15 protein-coding genes are annotated in these 18890 nt (G+C 27.1%); all 15 read right to left on the reverse strand.

Annotated features, from left to right (window positions below):
* Positions 1-1080 (reverse strand): GHKL domain-containing protein (locus ACRCYC_RS02290; protein WP_438617556.1); only part of this gene is annotated, 1080 nt, incomplete at its 3' end.
* Positions 1077-1784: a LytR/AlgR family response regulator transcription factor gene (locus ACRCYC_RS02295; protein WP_438617557.1), complete on the reverse strand. Its 708-nt coding sequence runs from the start codon at positions 1782-1784 to the stop codon at positions 1077-1079. The genes ACRCYC_RS02290 and ACRCYC_RS02295, both read right to left, overlap by 4 nt.
* Positions 1785-1897: 113 nt before the next feature.
* Positions 1898-2434 carry a GNAT family N-acetyltransferase gene (locus tag ACRCYC_RS02300; protein ID WP_438617558.1) on the reverse strand — a complete coding sequence of 179 codons (537 nt, stop codon included), beginning with the start codon at positions 2432-2434 and terminating at the stop codon, positions 1898-1900.
* A 235-nt stretch (positions 2435-2669) separates the two neighbouring features.
* Complete coding sequence (locus tag ACRCYC_RS02305) at positions 2670-3926, reverse strand: YARHG domain-containing protein (RefSeq protein WP_438617559.1); 1257 nt, start codon at positions 3924-3926, stop codon at positions 2670-2672.
* A gap of 20 nt (positions 3927-3946) precedes the next feature.
* Positions 3947-4702, reverse strand: a complete 756-nt coding sequence (locus ACRCYC_RS02310; protein WP_438617560.1) for an N-acetylmuramoyl-L-alanine amidase family protein — start codon at positions 4700-4702, stop codon at positions 3947-3949.
* Positions 4703-4704: 2 nt separating this feature from the next.
* A complete protein-coding gene (locus ACRCYC_RS02315; protein ID WP_438617561.1) occupies positions 4705-5184 on the reverse strand; it encodes a zinc ribbon domain-containing protein in 480 nt (159 codons plus the stop codon).
* A gap of 134 nt (positions 5185-5318) precedes the next feature.
* A complete protein-coding gene (locus tag ACRCYC_RS02320; RefSeq protein WP_438617562.1) occupies positions 5319-5957 on the reverse strand; it encodes a DUF2628 domain-containing protein in 639 nt (212 codons plus the stop codon).
* A 305-nt stretch (positions 5958-6262) separates the two neighbouring features.
* On the reverse strand, positions 6263-7570 hold the full coding sequence (locus ACRCYC_RS02325; RefSeq protein WP_438617563.1) for an APC family permease: 1308 nt from the start codon (positions 7568-7570) through the stop codon (positions 6263-6265).
* Between the two features lie 32 nt (positions 7571-7602).
* Positions 7603-8340 carry a gamma-glutamyl-gamma-aminobutyrate hydrolase family protein gene (locus tag ACRCYC_RS02330; protein ID WP_438617564.1) on the reverse strand — a complete coding sequence of 246 codons (738 nt, stop codon included), beginning with the start codon at positions 8338-8340 and terminating at the stop codon, positions 7603-7605.
* A gap of 292 nt (positions 8341-8632) precedes the next feature.
* Positions 8633-10633, reverse strand: a complete 2001-nt coding sequence (locus tag ACRCYC_RS02335) for a sigma-54 interaction domain-containing protein (RefSeq protein WP_438617565.1) — start codon at positions 10631-10633, stop codon at positions 8633-8635.
* Between the two features lie 179 nt (positions 10634-10812).
* Positions 10813-11175, reverse strand: a complete 363-nt coding sequence (locus ACRCYC_RS02340) for a C-GCAxxG-C-C family (seleno)protein (protein WP_438617566.1) — start codon at positions 11173-11175, stop codon at positions 10813-10815.
* Between the two features lie 101 nt (positions 11176-11276).
* Positions 11277-12509, reverse strand: a complete 1233-nt coding sequence (locus tag ACRCYC_RS02345) for a glycosyltransferase family 4 protein (RefSeq protein ID WP_438617567.1) — start codon at positions 12507-12509, stop codon at positions 11277-11279.
* A 21-nt stretch (positions 12510-12530) separates the two neighbouring features.
* A complete protein-coding gene (locus ACRCYC_RS02350; protein WP_438617568.1) occupies positions 12531-13379 on the reverse strand; it encodes a hypothetical protein in 849 nt (282 codons plus the stop codon).
* 420 nt (positions 13380-13799) lie between these two features.
* On the reverse strand, positions 13800-17612 hold the full coding sequence (locus ACRCYC_RS02355; RefSeq protein ID WP_438617569.1) for a phosphoribosylformylglycinamidine synthase: 3813 nt from the start codon (positions 17610-17612) through the stop codon (positions 13800-13802).
* A 24-nt stretch (positions 17613-17636) separates the two neighbouring features.
* Positions 17637-18890, reverse strand: coding sequence for a phosphoribosylamine--glycine ligase (purD, locus tag ACRCYC_RS02360; RefSeq protein WP_438617570.1), 1254 nt, complete (start codon positions 18888-18890; stop codon positions 17637-17639).

Here is an 18890-nt window from a genome sequence, read left to right on the forward strand (position 1 = left end):
ACTTTTTAAAATTATATATCTATTATTAATCTCTAATTTTTCGCATGCTTCTATTGCATTATCTATTAAATTTGAAAATATAGTACAAACATCATTTACTTTAATAAATTCACATTTCTTAAATTCTATGTACGGTGTAAATTTAATATTTTTATTTGTACAAATTTCCTTTTTTTCATTTAAAATAATATCTACTATTATATTTCCTGTGTTAAATGAACTTTCACATTTTTCTATTTCTGAATTTATTTCTTTTAGGTATTCATTTAAACTTTGCTTATCATTATTTAGGTTATTTATACAAACCATGTGATTTTTCATATCATGATATAATCGTCTTACTCTTTCTTGATTTTCTTTCATTTTAGAATAATATTTATATTCCATATCCATTTTTTCTTTCATTATCCTATTTTCAATATAAACTCTATTATCTCTAGTTATTTTTCTGAAAATAACTATCATAAATATATTAGAAAATACCATTAAAATACCCATTAAAAAAACTGAAAAATCACCTATTATATTATTAGCTGTAACCTTATTAGTTTTATTGGCTAAAACTATGGCTAAACTCAATATGTTTACACATATAGGAAAAAATATAGATATGAAGTGCTTCCTATTGATGTCCTTGTATGATTTGAAATATTTATACAATAATGCAGTTGCTATAAATACCAATACAGAAAATGTCATTATTTCTAAACTTGAAAAATATTTATATGAATTAAATACTTCACTGTTTATATTATAATTTTTTGAAACAATAGCTATTCCAATAGTTTTTAAAGCCATAACCATTATCCAAAAAACAGATGTTACTATAACCGATTTAAATAACGTCTCCCTATAATTTATTTTATAAAATAAAAATCCAGCACCTATATATACTAGTGATTTTACAACTTTATTAGGCACAAGACTTAAAATTATACAAAATATAAAGGTTATAAACCTAATTTTCTTTGATGTCTTTTGCTTACTTATGTAGTCTATTAATATTTTAAAGCATAACCATTCTATAGTTAATAAACTTAAGTTGGTTATTAATGCTACAAAATCCCTATTTATTATCATAGTTTATCTCCTAGTAAATTTGTAAATTTCAATTTTAAATCCTTCATTTTATGTCTACTTACTAATACTTCAAATTTACTCAAGTTGACACTATTTTGTCCTATCTTACTTATATATTGCAAATTTATTAAAAAACTATTATGACATCTCAAAAAATTTTCATCTTCTAAATCTTTTTCTAGTTTACTTATCCCCATATTAGATTTATAACTTTTATCCATAGTATGTATTATTGTATTTCTATTATCTGTTTCTATATACACAATAGAATTAACAGGTATTTTATTACTTTCCCCTTTATAGGTTGCAAGAATACTAGAGTTTTTTTGTTTTTCTATATAACTTGTACATAATTTAAATTGTTTTGCAAAGTTTTCAAAATCAACAGGTTTTATAAGGTATCTATAAGCTCTAACTTCATATCCTTCTTGGACATATTCCCATACTCCTGTTATAAATATAATTTCTACTCTTTCATCAAACTCTCTAATTTTTCTTGCAGTATCCATTCCATTTAAATTGCCCATTTGTATATCTAAAAATAATATATCTACTCCTTTAGGATAATCGTTTAATAGACTCTCTCCATTTTCAAATTCTATCAGTTCATAGTTTTTACCATCTTTTTTAAGTATTTCATTTATATAATTTTTTATAGTTTCTCGTTGTAATTGCTCATCTTCGCATAAAGCTATTTTAAGCATAAATAATCTCCTTATATATTTAATTTTATTAATATATTCTATCATAAATAACCATAAAAAAATCCCCATTACCATTTCATTTGGCAAAGGAGATTTTTCATACTAATTCTTTTCTATATTTTTAATTTTAATAATTCCTTTTTCATATATAAAACTAAATCATCATTATTTTCACATTTTGAATATTGCTCTAATTGTTTATTTTTATACCAAACTCCACTACCATCAAATACATATCCTCTTTTAACATACATTCTCTGAGCAGAACCATATCCATAATGTAACCCTACTCCAAGAGATACTGTATCACTAATATTTTTAGCTATATTTTCAATACAATACATTAACTTACTTCCAATACTTCTATTTTGATACTTAATAAAAACATTAAAGTCTACAATTTCAGGCATTTTTTCATCTGCAAAGGGTCCAAATTTAGCTTCTGGCAATAATGTAATATACCCTGCCAAATCTTCCATAACTTCTGCAATTAAAACATATCTATTACCCTGAACCTGTTCTGTATAGTAATTTTTTAAAATATTTATATCTTTATTCCAATTTTGAAATTTAAATGCTTCTACAATTTTATCGCAGTCCTCTTCTATCATAAATCTTATAAGTAAATCCCCATCCTCATATAAAACCATGTGCTTCCCCCCAATTAAATATAGCATAATATAAATTTTAATATATAATCAATAATATATATATACTTTATTTTAAATCTACACCACTTTATAAAAAATCCAACTCGAATATAATTTGTAACTTGTTTTATAATAGATTACTTATATAGTAATCTACTTATTATTTTAATTATATTAATATGTTTAACATAAAATTTAAAGAGGCTAAAATTTTAGCCTCTTTAAATTTTATATATTATTTGAAATAATTTAAGAGTTCATAACAACGATCTTTTACCATTTGTGTCATAACCTCATTACGTCCTATTACCATCCAGTTCACATGCATCCCTGATTCATTCTTTTCAATCTGTTTTTGCTTATCTTCTTTATCTTTTACCCAATTTCTTTGAATTCCTTTTAGATCATTCATAGTATCACTTGGTAAGGTAGCTCTTAAATCTTGGTATATCTCATTTAAAACTTTATCATAATCTTCATAAACTTCAGTTGTTTTAGTTACATAATCAGCATCACATAATCCTCCATTGTTAAATTCATCATGAACACTCTGATCTTTCTTTTCTAACTGAGCTAATTTATCAAGATATAACTGTTTTTTATCTTGCGAACTACTGCTATTACCTTGGTCGTTTTTATTTTCAACTTTTTTTATTAATGCTATATTAGCCTTTTCTACATCATTTAACTCTTTTTCATTTCCACCAAACTCTGGATTTGGTTTATACCAACTCTTCCCGTAGAAATAGTTAGAGTATTTATCTGTATCAAATATATATCCATTTCTAGCAAATATCTCATTTCTTATGAGTGCTAACTGTGTTTTACTATAATCATTTAAATCTGCTTCTGTTAAATATCTTGTACTACTATCCGCAATTATGTAATCTTTATCATCACTATTAGTGTTTATTGTATCTTCTTTTTCTAACTGATTATAGTATTCAAAGTTTTTCACATTATAACCATGCTCCTGAGCCTTTTTTAAATATCCTAATGCCGTTTCATGATTATTATGTTCAAAATTTTCTTTAGCTCTGTACACATAAGCATTAGCATATAATCCATTTAAATCCTCTGGATCAATTGTATCTTGTAAATTATATAATATATGTTCAAAATCTTTATTTTTTATAGTTTTATTATTAATTTTATCTATAACATCTTTATCATATTTTAATTTAAGAGCTTTTTCATAATAATCAACTGCTTTTACTGTTTCATTTTGATTATTTCCTTTTAATACATAATAATTATGCATTAAACTTTTTCTTCCAAATAAAACCCCTCCAATAAGTATTAAACATACTACCCCTACTATTATAAATATTTTCTTCTTATTATTTTTATCTCCATTTTCATTATTACTATATGTTGATTTATTTGTATTTATAGATTTAGTCACATTTTTAACTTCTACTTTACTTCCACATTTATTACAAAATGTCATTCCTGGTTTTAGTGAGTTTCCACAACTTTGGCATTTATTCATAATATTCTCCTCCATAACTACTATTCAAAACATTTATCTATACCATTCGCTATAGCTTGTGCTATCTTTTCATGATTAGATACATCACTTATAAAAGTATCCTCTTCTTTATTTGATAAAAACCCCATTTCTAATAAAATAACGGGTACATTAGACCAGTTAAATCCAGTCATGTTATCTCTTTCTATAACGCCCCTACTATGGATATTTAATTCTTTAGTGTAGTTATTTATTAGTTTTTCCCCATACCTATAACTATTTTGGTATATATCTTCTGTATTTTCATTTTTAGCAGGAACAAGTACTGATGCTCCTTTTGCACTACTATCTTCAGCTGAGTCTGCATGTAGTCTTATCACTAAATCAGCATTATTTTTATTACCTATATCAGCTCTCTCTATATTGCTTATAGAGTCCTTTACAGAATGTTTTGTCATAATAACATTGTAACCTTTTTCAGACAGTATACCTCTTAAAAGTTCGCCTATCGATACTGTTGTTTCATTTTCATAAATGTTTGTATATTCACCTTTAGCACCTATAACATCTTTATATTTTAAATCTGTAGAGTTTGGTGCTATCGGTTCTTTTTCAAAATCACCAACAGATGAATGCCCTGGATCTATGACAATAGTAGGTTTTTCAATGCTCTGATTATTACTATTTAAAGTTTCTTTTGTTTCCTTAACATCTTCTTGTTCAATTTTATTACTACAACCACCTAAAATTAAAAGTGTACATAATAATGTAATTATACATATGATTTTTCTACTCATATCTACTCCTGTAATAAACTTAATTTTATTCCACAACATGGACAGAAATTTGCTAATTCACTAATTTCTGTTTCACATCTTTTGCATAAGATATATGATATTTTCTCTTCTTGTATTTCAACTTTATTCCCACAATTTCCGCAAAACTTATCCTCAATAAATAATATATTTCCACAATCACATTTGATTCCTTCTTGTGATTTTTTTATATTTTCTATTTGTTTTTTGTTTTCATATATTAAATGTTGATATCCAGCTATATTATTACATTTTAGATTTATTTTTTCATCTTCTATAAGCCCTTTTGAAACCATGTTATAAACCATATTACCTATTTCTTGTAGGGTTTCTTGTTTTCTTATATCCAATTCATTTAGCTTTTTATTTAATTGTGATATTTCTTTTTTTGAATCAATTTTGATTTTTCCTTTCTCAAATCCTTTTCCAACCTTAGCTATTCCATTTTCTATTGTATTTTGCATGTAAAACCCTCCTAATTACATTTGTATATATAATAATTTTATTTCATCCATAATAAAAAGGCTGTCTAAAATATAGTATACAAATACATATTTTGATCAGCCTCTCATTTATCTATATATTTAATCTATACTTTTTAATAATAATACATTCCACCTGTACCTAATAAAACCACAAATCCTACTATTGCTATAATTGCAATTACAAACATACCTATAACTATTGCTAGTGGTAAAATAATGTTTGTTCCACCTTTTTTTAGAATATCAAATTCTCTTTGGCTATAATCTAATGTATTTATTTCACTAAGTTGCTTTTGTACATGATCTAGATATATAGAGTTGGCATACATACTAAATGCTATTGATACCCCTATAGATACTAACCATCCTATATAAGGAATGAAATTTAATACTACTTTTACTAAAAATAATCCACCTGCTTGAAGATACATTTTTCTGTAAAGTAACCAGTAAATATTTAAGAAAAATGCAGCCCAGTTCCAAGTTGTCTTACTTCCTGTTTTTGTTATAGTATCAAATTTATTTTGATAATATTGACTATTTTTACCTACAAATCTCATTATCTCATCTGTATCACCATAATTATTTAAACTACTTCTTTCAATACTTTGTGCTTTATTGTCTTTTTTATAGTCTGTATTTTGGTTATTTGAAACTAATTCATTACCACAATTTAAGCAAAATGAACTTACTATGTCATTTTTAGTTCCACATTTTTGACAATATACAGTACCGTTGTCTGTTGTTTCCATTAAATACCTCCTTGTTTCTATATAATTTGTAAAATTTTAATTTTATATTGAAAATTTTGCAATTAAACATGCAACTTATATAATCCTTACATTTGAAATTGCATCATCTTTTATTATACACATTCATCCTGTCGAATTTTGTAAAAAACACTGATTTTATATGTTTTTATGTTTATTTTTATCTTTATACGTTGTTTTATCAATATATGATACAAATTAGTTATAAATTAAAAATAACCTTCTTAAAATAGGCTCTAGCATATTTACTATAACTATTTTAAAAGGTTATTTTTAATTTATATATTTTAATTGTTGTCTTTAGCTTTATATACCTTAGTCATATAGAAATAGAATGGTACAGCTATCAATAATCCACCTAATCCCCATACAATTTTCATTGGATCACTTATTCCAGCTTCTATTAATAACCATAAACTAACTAATACTGCAAATATAGGAACAAAAGCTCCTCCTGGTATTCTAAATTTAGCATCTTTAGTTCCATATTTTTTTCTAAATACTAGTACAGCTATACATGTTGGTATATATTGTATAAATCTAGAAATAACACTTATTTGTAATAAGAATTTAAATGACCCTGACCAAGCTATTAAAAGAGTTCCTACAACTGTTATTATTATAGCTATATATGGAGCTCCCTTTTTATTATTTTTAGCTATACATTTTGGAACTAACCCTTGCTCTGCTAATGCAACTCCTGATCTTGGTGTAAGGAAAGATGCTGCTATATTTATACCTCCAACAGATATTACAGTTCCTATTGTTATTATATAAACACCTGCACTACCAATCATTACTTTTGCTGCATCTGCAACTGGTGTAGCTGCTCCACTTAAATCTGAACCTAATATTCCTATACTTATTGCTAATACAAATACATATACTATTGATACTATTGCCATTACTGCGATCAAAGCTTTCGGAACGTTTTCCTTAGGATTTTCCATATCCTTAGCTGCAACTGCTAAAGACTCAAATCCTGTAAAAGCATAAAACAATGATATTGCTGCTGCAACAAATGCAGTTGTTGTTGCTTCACCTTTTGGTACTATTACAAACGGCGTAAAATTTCCACCTTTTATAAAGAATATCCCAACTACTATAAAGAATATTAATGGAACAAGTTTTCCAATTGTTATTATATCATTTAAAACCTTAGATGCTTGAACACCCATTACATTTACTATTCCAAGCCCTATTAAAACTACTCCAATTATTATATTTTTAGTAAATGGATCTGCTGCTTGTGGCCAAACTGTTGATATTGTTATAGCAAAGAAATTTGCCATTGCTGCCCAAGCTATCATTCCTATAGCCCACTTCATAAATCCAACTTCAAAACCGATAAAATCACCAAATGCTTCTTTAGCGTATAGGTAAGGTCCTCCATTTTCATCGAACCAGCTACCTGCCTCAGCAAAACAAAGAGCTATAGATACAGCAAGTATCATACAAAATACTAATACTAATATACTAGCAGGTCCTATCATTTTATAAGCTTCTCCTGGTAATCCAAATATACCAGAACCTATAATTGCATTAATACCTAAAAGAACAATACTCCAAAATCCTAATTTTTTACTATCTCCCATGGTGTTCCTCCATAAATTTATTATATTTATTTTTACTTAGTTGCTTCATTTACTAATGCTTGGAATAACTTTTGCATTATAGGATAATCTTTAGTCATCATCTCTGGATGCCATTGAACACCCATTACAAAGTCATCTCCTTCTTTTTCTATAGCTTCAATAACCCCATCTTTAGATGTTGCTGAAACTATATATCCATTAGCAATTTTATTTGCTGCTAAGTGGTGGAAACTATTAACATGTATTTCTTTCTCACCTAGTATTTCATATAACTTTGTACCTTCTTTTATATTTGCTGTATGTGTAGCTACATTTGATAAGTGTTGTTGATTATGCTTTACATAACATCCATCTATTAAAGATAAATCTTGATATAAGCTTCCTCCACCAAATACATTTATAACCTGTTCTCCTCTACATATACCTAAAATCGGTTTTTTCATTTCTAAAGCAAATTGTAATAATTTAAAATCATAAGTATCTCTTTTTGGTAAAATTCCACCTAGTTTTTGATGTGGTTCTTCTCCCCAATTTAATGGATTTACATCATGTCCTCCAGATAATATAAGTGCATCTATATTTTCTACTTGAGATTTTATTATCTCATCATCATAAACCATTGGCACTATATATGGTATTGCTTTGCACATAGCAACTGACTGTACATAGTCATTGTTTACATATGCTCTTTCATACCCTGGAAACATTCCTCCTTCATCAATTATTAAACTACCTGAAATTCCTATTATTGGCTTTTTGTTGCTTTTCATAGTTTAATGCACTCCAATCCTTAGATAAATTCAATGTTAAATTCATAAATTTAAATTTTTTAAAATTACATTAAACATATCAAGCAACTATCATGCCAATTTCTTAAATATATATTATATTTAATTTTGTAAATTGAATTTTCCAATCTTAATACAAGCGTTTTCAACGTCAATGCTATATTCAAAATATATTAATTATTAATATAACTCTCATGTTAATAAATGCTTTTAGTTCATTACTTTTGATCGTTAAATAGGTTAAATAGGTTAATTTTTAAACCTATTTAATTACCTATTTCATTTTTTTTAATATCTCTAAACCTTTATGACTTAGCTCACTACCCTTTCTACCTGACTTAGAAATTATAATGTCTCTATCCTTAAGCACCTCTAGTATATGTCTAATTTCACCTTCTGTAATAAAAACATCTCTTTCATTAAGTTCTTTAAATATGCTGTTTCTTCCTGAAGATTTGTGAACATTAATACATGCCATTACGTCTATAGTCTTTTCTATACAAGTTTTTTCTTTTAAATAAGTAATATCATCATTATAATCTTTTTTTATGTTTAATAAATTATATGGCAAATCACTTATAATAACTTCCTCGCCTGATGACATAGTATTTATATACATAGCCACATTTCTAAGTTCTCTTATATTTCCAGGCCAGTCATATATATTTATGACATTTTCCACATCTGTACTTATGTTTATTTCTTTATCTATAAAATATTTAAGCATCATATTTATATCATCTTTTCTTTGTCTCAAAGGAGGAATATGTATAGGTAATACATTTATTCTATAATATAAATCAGCTCTAAACTTTTCTTCTTTTATCATGGTAGGTAAATCTCTGTTAGTAGCTGCTACAACCCTAACATCAATATCAATTACACTTTGTCCTCCAACTCTCATAACTTGATTTTCTTGTAAAACTCTAAGTAATTTTGTTTGAAGATATATAGGCATATCACCTATCTCATCTAAAAATACAGTTCCATTATGAGCTTGTTCAAATAATCCTTTTTTGCCACCTTTTAACGCTCCCGTAAAAGCACCTTCATCATATCCAAAAAGCTCACTCTCTAGTAAGTTTTCAGGCATTGCGGCACAGTTTATAGCTATAAATGGTTGCTTACTTCTTTCCGATTCATTATGAATAGATTGTGCTAATAATTCTTTTCCTGTTCCACTTTCTCCCGTTATCAAAACTGTATAATCTGATTTAGATATCTTTTTTGCTAATTCCTTTGTATTTTTCATATTTAAAGAGTTAGTTTTTATATCATCAAAAGTGTATCTAGCTACCTGACCTTTATCTCTAAGGATTTTGCTTAGATTTTGTTCTAATTTTTTTATATAAGTTATTTCCTGGATACAAAAATACATTGCTATATCTTTTCCAAAACTATTTATGATATGTTTGTTTACAGTTATATATTTATTTTTAAATTTAACTACATCATCTTTTGGATTTTTTAATTTTAATATAGAAAGCAAATCTTTATCTATTAAATTTTTAATGTTTATTCCTACTATATCTTCTTTTATATCTAAAATCTTTTTTACACTCTCATTGCAAACTTTTATATATCCCTCATTAGAAATTAATATCATACCATTTTTAGATAAACTTATAATAGAACTTAATTCATCATTTTCTACTGTAAGGTTTTTATAAGTGTGATTAACACCTGAATGAAGACTTATAATTTCCTCTGAATATTTAATTAACCTTTCTGTTATCTCCTTATCATCTATATTTAATTTAGTTAAAATTTGTAAAAAGGTAGATATATCAATAAATCTATGACCTATATCTATTACCTCTTCTATATAATTTGGAACCAAATGAACTTCTCCTGGAGTTACACAAACCTTTATATCTTTATATTCTCTTGTTTTATCGTATGGAATTAAGTTTAAATGGTTTATTCCTATACGATATAGTGTAGATATGGTTTCAACTATAGTCTGTTCATTATCATTTACTACCAATACATCTATCCCTTTAGGTAGTGAAAACAACTTATAAATATCCTTTTGCTTTACACTTCTACTTATAATAATTATTTTTTTACTGTCATCTACATAATCTTTGATTTTTATAGACCTTTCTCTAAGCATAACAAGCACTACATCATCTTTTATTATTTGACCTTTTTTTAAATTATTAAAAAAATAATTATTAATTTTAATGCTATCCTTAAATATTTTCTTTATATTTTCATTCAAAAAAATTTCTAATTTAGATAATCCATCCGTAACAACACCTATCGTTTTCATACTCATATCTCCTTTTATTATCAATCAAATATTACATATATTATAACTTCTAAATTTTAAATCAAAGTAAATTTTTATTTTAGAACCTTGAGTTACTATTATACACAAATTAATAATAAATTTAATTATTTAAGCATATAAAAAAAGATGGCTATTAGCCATCTTTTTTATATATTATATTACTTTTCAATGATATCGTTTAATGCATCATATGAAAAATCTATTATTTCTGAACAACTAATCTTGTTTCTTTTTAAATCTTTACATATCTCACTATCATACTTTTCTCTAACTCTACTCATTAATTCTCTAGAGTAAGTTCTAGCATCATTAGATTGAGAATTGTCTTCTCTTCCCTTTAAATATCCCAATACTAAAATAGCTGCATTTACAGCTCCACATAAACTTCCAACTGTTGCACCTGTTCCCATACCACTACCTAGTGCAACTGGTATATCTGTATTATGATCTTCATTATATGATTTTATTATAGCCTCTGCACAGTTATATCCTTCTTTATGATATTGTGATGGTCTTGTCATTTATTTATCCTCCAACTTACACCAATATTTTAAAATTTAATTATTTATTACTATTAATATATTTATATTATCACTTTATTATAATTTTATCTGTGATAATGTTACATTTCATTAAATTTTTCAGAGAAATCAATAAAACTCTTTAATCTATTACAAAGACCTATCCATGTTTTATCTTTCATATCTAATAATTTATTTCTAGTATTAAGAGTTAATATACTTTCTATATTTTCATTTATTGCAACTCCTAGGCTTTCTTCAAATAAAAAAAGTTCAGATTCTATTGGAATTGAAATTTCTTTCATATTAGGTAAATCTATATATTTTATTTTGCCTGAAGTATTTATTTCTTCACCAATCCATTTACTAACTCCAGGTATATCTGTTGTAATTACATTACAACCACTAGCTAATGCCTCGATTACAACCAATGGTAGTCCTTCAAAAAATGATGGTAATATAAATATATGAGTATGTCTAAATAAGTTAGCTAAGTCTTGTTGTTTTATTTTACCTAAAAAATTTATATTAAACTTACTTTTTTTAGCAATATTCGATATATTTTCATATTCTTTTTTATCGCTTCCATCTCCAACTATATTTATATTTATTAATGACTTTGGATAATCTACTTTTTCTAATGATTTTATTAAAGACTCTACTCCCTTGAGTTTGCAAATCTTACCTGCAAATGTAATATTAATAATTTCATTATTTATTGTTTTATTAAAAAACATATTTTCATCATATCCACTACCTAGCGAAAATACTTTTTGATCATTTACTTCAAATATATCTATTATATCTTTTTTCTGTTCGTCGTGAAGCGAAAAAATCATATTTAAATTGCCTATATTTTTCTTTATATAGTTTTTTTGTAAATCATGACTCTGTATTTGTTTAAGGCATGTTCCATGTGATATTCCAACCACAGGAATATCTTTTATAATCTCCCTTACAAAAGCAGTTATTAAATACAAATGATGACATATTATTAAATCTGGTTTAATTTCACTTATTGCTTTATCTATTCTTATTCTAAAAGCCATTTTCAACTTTTCAACCATTTCTAAGTTCATACTTTTATATGTAGTACTCTCGTATGGCATTATATCGCTCATTCCTACTACATTAAAAGGTAATTCTTCTGTATTGTAAACTACTGGATAAAAATTTATATTTTTATTAAAACATTCAGTAGAGTCATATTTATCTATTCCAGCTATTACCCCTTGATCATAACCTAATTTATCAAATCCATTTATCATCCCACTCATATAAATACCACTGCCGGTGCTGTTTGGTTTTTGCGTTATTATATGTAGTATCCTCATATCTTCCCCCTTATCAATGAATTAAAAATTTATGTCTAAATAAACACATGAGGAATCATCATTTATCTTAAACCTAGGAAATTTAATAGTTAATTTATCATCATCTTCTATTTTTCTAAGCTTATTGTAGATAAATCCAGTACCATTAACTTCTACCTCATTTAATAATTCATATTCGTGTATTTCATTATATCTATCACTTATACATGAAAATCCATCACTAGTTAGCATTAGCTTTATATTATCTTCTATATTTATAAATCCACTTAAAGAATTATTTATAGCTTCCTTATCAAAATCTAAAATCCAATATCCATCTTTTTTATTCTTCTTTAACCTATTAGATATTATTGTTGTCATAACAGATCTTTTTATTTCTTCATAAGAAAGTTGATGTAAATTAGGTAAACTTTCCATCTCATCATATACTAATTTATCTAAATAACATAAGGATCTATCTTTTATAATATATATTTTTTCTTTAATTTTAAAATGAAGTGTACAATCTCCCAATAAAAAATATTCGATTTTATCTCTATAAAATTTTATTGCAGCAATTGAACTAGACGGTGTGTCTAACTTTTCTATTTTGTATTTATCTATATTAGCGTAATATTCTTCACTAATTAAATTTATTCCATCATTCATAATTTCTTTTAATGTACTTTTTTTATCTATATTTTTATGTAAATATTCATTCCACCAATTTACATACCAATTTGCATCACTTTTATCTGATACTAAATTTTTATTATTAAGTCCAGTCGCTCCATCTAAAACCCAAGCTCCAAAAGAATTTATACCAGTTATATCTTCATTATATTTAGCACTACCTTGACAACATAAAGTATCACAAATTTTTATATCCATAAAATTTCCTCCAAATATGGCATATATATACTACCACATAAAATTTAAAAAACTTGTCGAAAAACATATAAAAAAGCATTATTTTTTTATATATACAATAATACCCTAATATTCAACTTTACTTAAGCTTATTCTATATTAATTGATATTTTTCCTTTATATACGTCATAGGTATATTCAATAAATAAAATATTAAGTATTTTATTTATCTATATAAAACAAAAAATCTATTTTGTTACTGTATTCAACTACTTGGTCATTTCCTAAAATTCTTCATGGTCAAAACAAATTCATTGTTATGAGTATATTTTATGACTTATCAAAAATTATTGAGTAAATATAATTTTTTTAACATAAAAAACTGTATTAAAATAGTAAGTAATAAATACTCACTATTTTAATACAGCCTATATTTCACATCTATTTAAAATACTTAACTCCAGATTCAAATATTTTTTGATCTTTTTTGCCTATAATATTTTTAACAACTTGGTTTCCAATTCTTTCTGAGTGCCCCATTTTTCCAAAAATTCTTCCATCAATACTAGTTATACCTTCCACTGCAAAAGTAGATCCATTCGGATTAAAATCTATATCATATGTTGCCTCACCATCAAAATCTACATATTGAGTAGCTATTTGTCCATTAGCTATTAACTTTTTCATTATTTCTTCATCAGCTACAAAGCGTCCTTCTCCATGAGAAACTGCTATGCTATGAATGTCGCCTACATTTGTGTCGTATAGCCAAGGAGACTTGTTAGAAGCTACTCTAGTAGTTACCATTTTAGCTTGATGTCTTCCTATTTTGTTATAAGTAAGAGTTGGACAACTTTCATCTATATCTCTTATTTCACCGTATGGCACTAACCCTAATTTTATAAGAGCTTGGAATCCATTGCATATGCCCAACATTAGTCCATCTTGTTTAGTTAAAAATTCATTAATAGCTTCCATTATTTTAGGATTTCTAAATACTGTAGCTATAAATTTACCCGAGCCGTCAGGCTCGTCGCCGGCGCTAAATCCACCTGGTAACATTATTATTTGAGATGATTTTATTTCTTCAATCATAGTATCTATAGAACTTTCTATGTCTTTATAAGTTAAGTTCTTAAATACTTTTACAGAAGTTTTTGCTCCTGCTTTTTCAAATACTCTAGCTGAGTCATATTCACAGTTTGTTCCAGGAAAAGCTGGTATAAATACTTTTGGCGTAGCCACGCTTATACCAGATTTATTGTTTTTATCATTCGTTACAAAACTTATAGTTTTTATTTTTTCTTTTATTTCATCAGTTTTTGTCGGGAATATATTTTCTAATACTCCACAATATTTTTTATATAGAAAATCTATATCGATAACTTCATTTTTTATAATTATAGATTTTTCTTTTATAGTACTTCCTAATACTTTATAATTATATCCACTTAAATCTTCTAGTATATTCTCAACTTCTTCTGATTTTAATTCAAGAATCATATTTCCATAAGAAGTACTAAATAGCATATTATCATCTATGCTGTTGTTAAATTCTAATCCTATTTTATTACCAAAACTCATTTTACTTATAGCCTCACATACTCCGCCATATCCTACTGAATAAGCTGAAAGTACTTTTTCATCTCTTATAAGTTGAGTTATTTTAGATAAGTTTTTCTTTAATTGTTCAAAATCTATAACTTTATTTTCTAATATATTTGTTGATAACATTACAACTGTAGAATTGCATTTTTTAAATTCTGGGGATAACACCTGTTTTGCATCCACAGTATCAACAGCAAAGGATACTAATGTTGGTGGTACATCTATATCCTTAAAAGTCCCAGACATACTGTCTTTTCCACCTATTGCAGGTATCTCCAGTTTATTTTGAGCATAGTACGCTCCAAGAAGTGATGAAAACGGTTTACCCCATTTTTTTTCACTTATCCCCAGCTTTTCAAAGTATTCTTGTAAAGTAAGTCTTATAGTGCTAAAGTTACCCCCAATAGCCACAACTTTACACACAGATTCGACTACTGCATACAAAGCTCCATGGAATGGACTATATTTTCCTATCTTTGGATTATATCCATACGTCATTATAGTCGATGTATTTGTTTCTCCATTTAAAACAGGAATTTTTGCAACCATACCTTGAGTAGGACTTGCTTGATATTTACCTCCAAAAGGCAGTAATACTGTATTAGCTCCAATTGTATTATCAAATTTCTCAACTAATCCTTTTTGTGAGCAAACATTTAAATCTGTTATTGTATCTATAAATCTATCTTTTAAACTAACTTCTTTTCCTATAGCTAGTTCCATATTAACTTCTTTTTCTTCACTGTTTAATTTAACATTATCAATAGCTTGAACTACTACTTTTGTAGTTTGCTTTACGCCATTTGTTTCTATGAAATCTCTAGACATATCTACGATAGCTTTATTGTTCCAAAACATCCTAACTCTACCACTATCCGTTACATTAGCAACATGAGTTGCTTCTAGATTTTCATCCACAGCCATTTTTATAAACTCATCTATATTTTCTTTTTTAATAACTACTGCCATACGCTCTTGAGATTCTGATATTGCTAATTCAGTTCCATCAAGTCCATCATATTTTTTAGGTACTAAATCTAAATTTATATCAATACTTTCTGCAATTTCTCCAATAGCAACACAAACCCCACCAGCACCAAAATCATTACATCTTTTTATCATTTGAGCAACTTTTTTATTTCTAAAGAATCTTTGTATCTTTCTTTCATTAGGAGCGTCACCTTTTTGAACTTCAGCACTACAAGTAAGTAGGGATTTTTCACTATGTTCTTTAGAAGAACCTGTAGCTCCTCCACATCCATCTCTACCTGTTTTTCCTCCAAGTAGTATTACAGCATCTCCACTTCGTGGAGTCTCTCTTATTACATTTTCTTTAGGTGCTGCTGCTATTACCGCCCCTATTTCCATTCTTTTTGCTACAAAGTCTTCATCATATATTTCTGCAACCTGTCCAGTCGTAAGTCCTATCTGATTTCCATAAGAACTATATCCATTAGCTGCTTGAGTAGTTATTTTCTTTTGCATTAGCTTTCCTGGTAAAGTGTCTTCTAAAGAAGTTCTAGGGTCTGCACTTCCTGTAACTCTCATTGCTTGATAAACATAACTTCTTCCTGATAATGGATCTCTTATAGCTCCTCCTAAACAAGTAGCCGCTCCACCAAATGGTTCTATTTCAGTTGGATGGTTATGCGTTTCATTTTTAAACATTACTAGATATTCTTCTTTTTTACCATCTATTTCAACATCTACATTTATGCTACATGCATTTATTTCTTCACTCACATCTAAATCTTCTAACTTACCTTCTTTTCTCAATTCTTTCATAGCAATAGTTGCTATATCCATTAAACAAATATCTTTATCTTTATTTCCATATACATTATTTCTTGATTGCAAATACATATCATATGCTTCCCTTACAATTTCCGTGTATTTACTTTCCTCTATTACTATATCTTCTATCTTTGTCATAAAAGTAGTATGTCTACAGTGATCCGACCAATAAGTATCTAAAACTTTTATTTCTGTTATAGTCGGATTTCTTTTTTCTATTTCTTTAAAGTATGTTTGTATATGGTTTAAATCTTCAAAAGTCATAGCAAGTCCTATGTTATTCATAAAATCTTTTAATTTTTCATCTGAAAAATCAATAAACCTGTCTAGTGTTTCTACTGATGTAGGTACCTCAACTTCCATCTCTAAAGTTTCAGGTTTCTCTAAACTAGCTTCTCTGCTATCAACCTTGTTTATGCAATATGACTTTATTTGCTCAAATTGTTTATCACTTATATTTCCACTAAGTATAACAACCTTAGCTGTATTTATAATAGGTCTAACACCTTCATTAACTATTTGAACACATTGAGCTGCCCAATCACCTCTTTGATCATATTGTCCTGGTAAATACTCTATAGCAAATACTCTATCATTTTTATTTATTTCTATATTTTCTTCATATACATTATCTGTATTAGGCTCTGAAAATATTGTTTGAGTAGATTTTTCATATACTTCATTTTCTATTCCTTGTATATCATATCTATTTAAAAGTCTTAAATTTTCTATTGTATCTATGTGTAAACTTTCTTCTAAGTCAGCTTTTAAGTGTTTTGCTTCTGAGTCAAATCCTTGCTTTTTTTCAACCAATAGCCTTCTTACTGAAGATTTTAAATTAGTGATAGTCATAATAGTATTTACCCCCGTTTAATTTTATAAGACTCCTATATCGGTTCTATAATGCATTCCTTCAAATTTTATATTTTTAATATTTGAATAAACTTTCATACTTGCTTCCTCAAGTGAATTTCCTTTTGCCGTTATCCCAATAACCCTACCTCCGTTGGTAAGTAATTGATTGTTTTCTAGCTTAGTTCCACTATGGAAGACTACTATGTCTTCTTCTAAACTTTCAAGGCCTGTTATTACTTTTCCTTTTTCGTAACTTTCAGGATATCCTCCTGAAGTTAACATTACACATACGGCATGTTTTTTATCATAGTTTATTTTTATTTCACTTAATCTATTTTCTAAGATGTGTTCTATTATTTCGCTTAAATCAGTTTCTAATCTTAAAAGTACTGATTGTGTTTCAGGATCTCCAAACCTAACATTGTATTCAAGAACTTTTGGTCCATCTTCAGTTATCATAAGTCCTATAAATAATATTCCTTTGTAGTTTAAGTTATCCGCTTTGAATCCTTCTAAAGTTTTATCTAAGACTTCCTTTTTTACTATCTCTGATAAATTCTCATCGTATATATTGCTAGGTGAGAAAGTTCCCATTCCACCTGTATTTGGACCTTCTTCGTTGTTGTATACTTTTTTATGATCCTTCGCACTTTCCATTGGAACTATTGTATTATTATCTACGAAAGCTAATATAGATGTTTCTATTCCTTCTAAAAATTCTTCCACTACTATTTTTTCACCAGCATTTCCAAACTTCTTATCATTCATCATTTCTTGTAATGTATTTATAGCTTCTTCACGATGTCGTGCTATTACTACTCCTTTTCCAGCAGCTAATCCATCTGCTTTTATAACTACTGGATATCCAAATGAGTCTATTTCTTTTATTGCTATATCTAAGTTTGTGTATTCTTTATATTTGGCTGTTGGTATATTGTGTTTTACCATAAAATCCTTTGAAAAGGCCTTACTACCTTCAAGTTTTGAACATTCTCTATTTGGCCCAAATATCTTTAAGTTACTTTTTTCAAACTCATCAACAATTCCTTCTACTAATGGAACTTCTGGTCCAACTACAGTTAAATCAATTTTATGTTCTTTAGCAAAATCTAAAAGTTTTTTTATATCATTGTCTTTTATATCTATACACTGTGCTACCTCGCTAATCCCTGCATTTCCAGGAGCACAGTAAATTTTTTCAACTCTACTTTCATTGCTTAACTTATAACATATAGCATGTTCTCTTCCACCTGCACCTACAACTAAAATTTTCAT

The organism is Paraclostridium sp., assembly GCF_051657365.1.
Lineage (GTDB): Bacteria > Bacillota > Clostridia > Peptostreptococcales > Peptostreptococcaceae > Paraclostridium.

Bases quoted from the DNA above. Each gene is read 5' to 3' on its own strand.
- ACRCYC_RS02310 (WP_438617560.1), bottom strand. From the start codon at position 4,702: ATGAGTAGAAAAATCATATGTATAATTACATTATTATGTACACTTTTA.
- ACRCYC_RS02330 (WP_438617564.1), bottom strand. From the start codon at position 8,340: ATGAAAAGCAACAAAAAGCCAATAATAGGAATTTCAGGTAGTTTAATA.
- ACRCYC_RS02325 (WP_438617563.1), bottom strand. From the start codon at position 7,570: ATGGGAGATAGTAAAAAATTAGGATTTTGGAGTATTGTTCTTTTAGGT.
- ACRCYC_RS02350 (WP_438617568.1), bottom strand. From the start codon at position 13,379: ATGGATATAAAAATTTGTGATACTTTATGTTGTCAAGGTAGTGCTAAA.
- ACRCYC_RS02305 (WP_438617559.1), bottom strand. From the start codon at position 3,926: ATGAATAAATGCCAAAGTTGTGGAAACTCACTAAAACCAGGAATGACA.
- ACRCYC_RS02315 (WP_438617561.1), bottom strand. From the start codon at position 5,184: ATGCAAAATACAATAGAAAATGGAATAGCTAAGGTTGGAAAAGGATTT.
- ACRCYC_RS02355 (WP_438617569.1), bottom strand. From the start codon at position 17,612: ATGACTATCACTAATTTAAAATCTTCAGTAAGAAGGCTATTGGTTGAA.
- ACRCYC_RS02345 (WP_438617567.1), bottom strand. From the start codon at position 12,509: ATGAGGATACTACATATAATAACGCAAAAACCAAACAGCACCGGCAGT.
- ACRCYC_RS02335 (WP_438617565.1), bottom strand. From the start codon at position 10,633: ATGAAAACGATAGGTGTTGTTACGGATGGATTATCTAAATTAGAAATT.
- ACRCYC_RS02300 (WP_438617558.1), bottom strand. From the start codon at position 2,434: ATGGTTTTATATGAGGATGGGGATTTACTTATAAGATTTATGATAGAA.
- ACRCYC_RS02340 (WP_438617566.1), bottom strand. From the start codon at position 11,175: ATGACAAGACCATCACAATATCATAAAGAAGGATATAACTGTGCAGAG.
- ACRCYC_RS02295 (WP_438617557.1), bottom strand. From the start codon at position 1,784: ATGCTTAAAATAGCTTTATGCGAAGATGAGCAATTACAACGAGAAACT.
- ACRCYC_RS02320 (WP_438617562.1), bottom strand. From the start codon at position 5,957: ATGGAAACAACAGACAACGGTACTGTATATTGTCAAAAATGTGGAACT.
- purD (WP_438617570.1), bottom strand. From the start codon at position 18,890: ATGAAAATTTTAGTTGTAGGTGCAGGTGGAAGAGAACATGCTATATGT.